Genomic DNA, 5,835 nt, shown 5'->3' with positions numbered 1-5,835 from the left:
CTGTTCACTGTCATCAGCCGCAACCCGGTCCACTCGGTGCTTTGGCTGATCCTTGCCTTCCTCAGTTCGGCGGGGCTCTTCGTTCTGCTGGGCGCCGAGTTCGTGGCGATGCTGCTGGTGATCGTCTACGTGGGCGCAGTGGCGGTGCTCTTCCTCTTCGTGGTGATGATGCTCGACGTGGACTTCGCCGAGCTGCGCGCGGGGATGGCGAAATACATGCCGCTGGCGCTGCTGATCGGGGTGGTCATCCTGATGCAGCTCGGCATGGCCTTCGGCGCGTGGGAAACCTCGGATCTGGCCGCGGGCCAGCTCTCGGCCCCGATGCCCGGCGACATGCAGAACACAGCCGCCCTGGGCGTGCTGATCTACGACCGCTACTTCCTCGCCTTCCAGCTTGCGGGGCTGATCCTGCTGGTCGCGATGATCGGGGCCATCGTGCTGACCCTGCGTCACCGCCAGGACGTCAAGCGCCAGAACGTGCTCGCACAGATGTGGCGCGACCCGGCCAAGGCGATGGAGCTGAAGGACGTGAAACCGGGGCAGGGCCTTTGAGCCGGTTCCCGGACCTGCGGAGCGCGCGGGGATGAACGGCCTCCTGCATTTCCTCCAGACACCCTGGGGGATCGCGGCCTCGGGGGGGCTCTGGGTGGTCAAGGCGGGCGTGGGCTACGTGCTCCTGCGCGCCTGGCGGGCGCGCCGGCCCAGGGGCTGACAGGCGGCGGACACGCGCCGGAGGGCGCGGCACGGAACACCCGGGGCGGCGAGCCCCGGAGAGACGAATGCAAAGACGAGACGGGTTATGCCCGGAGGGACAACATGATCGGACTTGAACATTACCTGACGGTGGCGGCGGTGCTGTTCGTCACGGGGATCTTCGGGATCTTCCTGAACCGCAAGAACGTGATCATCCTGCTCATGAGCATCGAGCTCATCCTGCTGTCGGTGAACATCAACTTCGTCGCCTTCTCGTCCTACCTGGGCGATCTCGCGGGGCAGGTCTTCACGCTCTTCGTCCTGACGGTGGCGGCGGCCGAGGCGGCCATCGGGCTCGCGATCCTCGTCTGCTTCTTCCGCAACCGCGGCTCCATCGCCGTGGAAGACGTCAACGTGATGAAAGGCTGAGCCCGATGGTGACGATCATTCTCTTCGCCCCGCTCGTGGGCGCCATCCTCGGCGGCTTCGGCTGGAAGTTCATGGGCGAGAAGGGGGCCATGTGGCTCACCACCGGCCTGCTGTTCCTCGCCGCGCTGCTGAGCTGGATCGTGTTCCTGACGCTGGGCGAGGCGCACACGGTCACGCTCTTCCGCTTCATCGAGAGCGGCACGCTCTCGACCGACTGGGCGATCCGCATCGACCGGCTGACCGCGATCATGCTGATCGTGGTGACCACGGTCTCGGCGCTCGTGCACCTCTACAGCTTCGGCTACATGGCGCATGACCCGCAGTTCGAGCACACGCCCTACCGCGCACGCTTCTTCGCCTACCTGTCGCTCTTCACCTTCGCGATGCTCGCGCTGGTGACCTCGGACAACCTCGTGCAGATGTTCTTCGGCTGGGAAGGCGTGGGCCTCGCGTCCTACCTGCTCATCGGCTTCTACTACAAGAAGCCCTCGGCAGGCGCCGCGGCGATCAAGGCCTTCGTGGTCAACCGCGTCGGCGACTTCGGCTTCGCGCTGGGGATCTTCGCGCTTTATTACCTGACCGACAGCATCCAGTTCGATCAGATCTTCGCCGAGATCCCGCGTCTGGCGGAAACCCAGCTGCACTTCCTCTGGACCGAGTGGAACGCCGCCAACCTGATCGCCTTCCTGCTGTTCGTGGGGGCCATGGGCAAGTCGGCGCAGCTTTTCCTGCACACCTGGCTGCCGGACGCGATGGAAGGCCCGACGCCGGTGTCGGCGCTGATCCACGCGGCAACCATGGTGACCGCGGGCGTCTTCCTCGTCTGTCGCATGTCGCCGCTGATGGAATACGCGCCGCAGGCCACCGCCTTCATCACCTTCCTCGGTGCCACCACCGCCTTCGTGGCGGCGACCATCGGCCTCGTGCAGAACGACATCAAGCGGGTCATCGCCTACTCCACCATGTCGCAGCTCGGCTACATGTTCGTGGCCGCGGGCGTGGGCGTCTACTCGGTCGCCATGTTCCACCTGCTGACCCACGCCTTCTTCAAGGCGATGCTGTTCCTCGGCGCGGGCTCGGTCATCCACGCGATGCACCACGAGCAGGACATGCGGAACTACGGCGCGCTGCGCACCAAGATCCCGATGACCTTCTGGGCGATGATGATCGGTACGCTCGCCATCACCGGCGTGGGCATCCCGCTCACCGGCTGGTTCGGCTTCGCGGGCTTCGTCTCCAAGGACGCGATCATCGAGAGCGCATGGGCCGGCACGCAGGGGGGCTACGCCTTCTGGATGCTGGTCATCGCGGCGCTCTTCACCAGCTTCTACAGCTGGCGCCTGATGTTCATGACCTTCTACGGCAAGGCGCGGGGCGACAAGCACACGCATGAGCACGCGCACGAGAGCCCCAGGGTCATGCTGATCCCGCTCGGCGTGCTCGCCGTCGGTGCGGTGTTCTCTGGCATGGTGTTCTACGCGACCTTCTTCGGGAACCACGACAAGGTGCTGAGCTTCTTCGGAATGCCCGCGCACCATGCCGAGGCCAGCGAAGGCCATGGCGAGGAAGCCGCGGCCGAGGGCCACGGTGACGCCGCCGCAACCGAAGAGCACGGCACCGAGACCGCCGCCGCCGACACGGCCGAAGGCGAGGTGCCTGCCGCGACCGACGAGGCCGCCGGCGCGGACACCGCTGCCGCCGACACCGCCGGGGGCGAGGCGCCCGCCGCATCCGAAGAGGGCACGGAAGAAACCGCCGTCGCCGATGAGGCGCATGGCGAGGCTCCGGCCGCCGACGCCCATGGCGAAGAGGGCGCCGGGGCACATGCCGCGGCCGGGCTCGAGTACGGCGCGATCTACATGTCGCCCGACAACAATGTCATGGAAGAGGCGCACCACGCGCCGGTCTGGGTGAAGATCTCGCCCTTCATCGCCATGATCATCGGCTTCGTGGTCGCCTACTGGTTCTACATCGTGAACCCGACGCTGCCCCGCAAGCTGGCCGAGAACCAGCGGCCGCTGTACCTCTTCCTGCTCAACAAGTGGTACTTCGACGAGGCCTATGACTTCCTCTTCGTCCGTCCCGCCCGTGCGGTCGGCCGGATCTTCTGGAAGCGCGGCGACGGCAACATCATCGACGGCACCATCAACGGCATCGCCATGGGGATCATCCCCTTCTTCACCAAGCTCGCGGGACGCGCTCAGTCCGGCTACATCTTCACCTACGCCTTCGCCATGGTGATCGGGATCGCTGTTCTCGTCACCTGGATGTCGATCCTCGGAGGGGCTCACTAATGGATAACCTGCTGTCCATCGTCACCTTCCTGCCCGCGCTCGCGGCGCTGATCCTCGCGCTTTTCCTGCGCGGGGGCGATGCCGCGGCGGATCGGAACGCCAAGTGGCTGGCGATGATCGCGAGCTCGGCGACCTTCGTGATCTCGCTCTTCATCCTGTTCCAGTTCGACCCCTCCAACACCGACTTCCAGATGGTGGAAGAGGGCAGCTGGATCATGGGCCTGAACTACAAGATGGGCGTCGACGGCATCTCGGTGCTGTTCGTGATGCTGACCACCTTCATCATGCCGCTCACCATCCTCTCGAGCTGGGGCGTGAAGACCCGCGTCAAGGAATACATGATCGCGTTCCTGATGCTCGAGACGCTGATGCTCGGCGTGTTCATGGCGCTCGACCTGGTGCTCTTCTATATGTTCTTCGAGGCAGGCCTGATCCCGATGTTCCTGATCATCGGCATCTGGGGCGGCCAGAACCGCATCTACGCGTCGTTCAAGTTCTTCCTCTACACCTTCCTCGGTTCGGTGCTGATGCTGGTCGCCATGGTCGCCATGTACGTGGACGCGGGCACCACCGACATCCCGACCCTGCTGCGCCACGAGTTCGCCTTCGCCGACTTCTCGGTGCTGGGCATCCACGTGGTCGGCGGCATGCAGACCATGCTCTGGCTGGCCTTCTTCGCGAGCTTCGCGGTCAAGATGCCGATGTGGCCGGTGCACACCTGGCTGCCGGACGCGCACGTGCAGGCCCCCACGGCCGGTTCGGTGGTGCTGGCGGCGATCCTGCTGAAGATGGGCGGCTACGGCTTCCTGCGCTTCAGCCTGCCGATGTTCCCGGTGGGGTCCGAGGTCATGGCGCCGCTGGTGTTCTGGATGTCGGCCATCGCCATCGTCTACACCTCGCTGGTGGCGCTGGTGCAGGAAGACATGAAGAAGCTCATCGCCTATTCGTCGGTGGCCCACATGGGCTACGTGACCATGGGCATCTTCGCGGCCAACCAGCAGGGCGTGGACGGGGCGATCTTCCAGATGCTCAGCCACGGCTTCGTTTCGGGCGCGCTCTTCCTCTGCGTCGGCGTGATCTACGACCGGATGCACACCCGCGAGATCGACGCCTATGGCGGCCTCGTGAACCGGATGCCCGCCTACGCGCTGATCTTCATGCTCTTCACCATGGCCAACGTCGGTCTGCCGGGCACCTCCGGGTTCGTCGGCGAATTCCTGACGCTCATGGGGATCTTCCAGGTCAACACCTGGGTGGCCTTCGTGGCGGCCTCGGGGGTGATCTTCTCGGCGGCCTACGCGCTCTGGCTCTACCGCCGCGTGGTCTTCGGCGACCTGATCAAGGAAAGCCTCAAGACCATCCAGGACATGACCTCGCGCGAGAAGTGGATCTTCGCGCCGCTCGTGGTCATGACGCTCTGGCTCGGGGTCTACCCGGCCGCGGCGCTGGACATCATCGGCCCGTCGGTCGAGGCGCTTGTCGACAATTATGATACGGCCGTGGCGGCCGCCGATCTCGGCGGTGCCACCGTGGCCGAAGCGAACCACTAGGGGGGCGGGACATGATCTCGGCTGATCTCAACATCATCCTTCCGGAGATCGTGCTCGCGGTCTTCGCCATGCTGGCGCTGGTCGGCGCGGTCTACACCGGCAAGGACAAGGTCGCCCCGCTGCTGGTCTGGGCCAGCGCGGCACTGATGCTGCTCATGGCGATCTGGATCGGGACCACCGGCGCGGATACCCGCATCGCCTTCTCCGGCATGTTCATCGACGACGCCTTCTCGCGCTTCGCCAAGGTGGTGATCCTGGTCTCGGCGGCGGCGGTGCTGCTGATGTCCGAGGGCTACATGGCGCGCCACAAGCTGCTGCGCTTCGAGTATCCGGTGCTGGTGCTGCTCTCGGTCGTGGGCATGATGGTCATGGTCTCGGCCGGTGACCTGATTTCGCTCTACATGGGGCTCGAGCTGCAGTCGCTGGCGCTCTACGTGGTCGCAGCCCTGCGGCGCGACAGCGAGCGCTCGACCGAAGCGGGCCTCAAGTACTTCGTGCTGGGCGCGCTGTCGTCGGGCCTGCTGCTCTACGGCGCCTCGCTCACCTACGGCTACGCCGGCACCACGCTGTTCTCGGGCGTGATCGCCGCGGCGACCGAGGGGCATCTCTCGATCGGCCTGCTGATCGGCCTCGTGTTGATGATGTCGGGCCTTGCCTTCAAGGTCTCGGCAGTGCCCTTCCACATGTGGACGCCCGACGTCTACGAGGGCTCGCCGACCCCGGTCACCGCCTTCTTCGCCACCGCCCCCAAGGTCGCGGCGATGGGGCTCTTCGCCCGGCTGCTCTTCGACGCCTTCGGCGGCGCCGTGGCGGACTGGAGCCAGGTCGTGGCGCTGCTGTCGCTGCTGTCGATGTTCCTCGGCTCGGTC

The 5,835-nt window shown here is 65.6% G+C and carries 6 protein-coding genes; all 6 read left to right on the top strand.

Annotated elements, in window-relative coordinates:
• Positions 1-552, top strand: a 552-nt coding sequence (locus HC022_RS17720; protein WP_167453315.1) for an NADH-quinone oxidoreductase subunit J, incomplete at its 5' end; no start/stop codon positions are given.
• Positions 553-583: 31 nt separating this feature from the next.
• Positions 584-712 (top strand): hypothetical protein, encoded by a 129-nt coding sequence (locus tag HC022_RS29710; RefSeq protein WP_278184692.1) that lies wholly within the window; start codon positions 584-586, stop codon positions 710-712.
• 104 nt (positions 713-816) lie between these two features.
• Complete coding sequence (gene nuoK, locus HC022_RS17715) at positions 817-1,122, top strand: NADH-quinone oxidoreductase subunit NuoK (protein ID WP_008884673.1); 306 nt, start codon at positions 817-819, stop codon at positions 1,120-1,122.
• A 5-nt stretch (positions 1,123-1,127) separates the two neighbouring features.
• Positions 1,128-3,416, top strand: a complete 2,289-nt coding sequence (gene nuoL, locus HC022_RS17710) for an NADH-quinone oxidoreductase subunit L (protein WP_167453314.1) — start codon at positions 1,128-1,130, stop codon at positions 3,414-3,416.
• The gene (locus tag HC022_RS17705; protein WP_008885847.1) at positions 3,416-4,966 is read left to right on the top strand and encodes an NADH-quinone oxidoreductase subunit M; all 1,551 of its coding nucleotides are present in this window, start codon (positions 3,416-3,418) and stop codon (positions 4,964-4,966) included. Before nuoL ends, HC022_RS17705 begins: the two co-directional genes overlap by 1 nt.
• Before the next feature lie 11 nt (positions 4,967-4,977).
• Positions 4,978-5,835, top strand: an 858-nt coding sequence (locus tag HC022_RS17700) for an NADH-quinone oxidoreductase subunit N (RefSeq protein WP_167453313.1), incomplete at its 3' end; no start/stop codon positions are given.

Origin of the sequence: Salipiger sp. HF18, assembly GCF_011806505.1 — a bacterium.
Classification (GTDB): Bacteria; Pseudomonadota; Alphaproteobacteria; order Rhodobacterales; family Rhodobacteraceae; genus Salipiger; species Salipiger thiooxidans.
The sequence above is the reverse complement of the archived record's forward strand: the minus strand, read 5'-3'. Positions and strand labels throughout refer to the sequence as shown.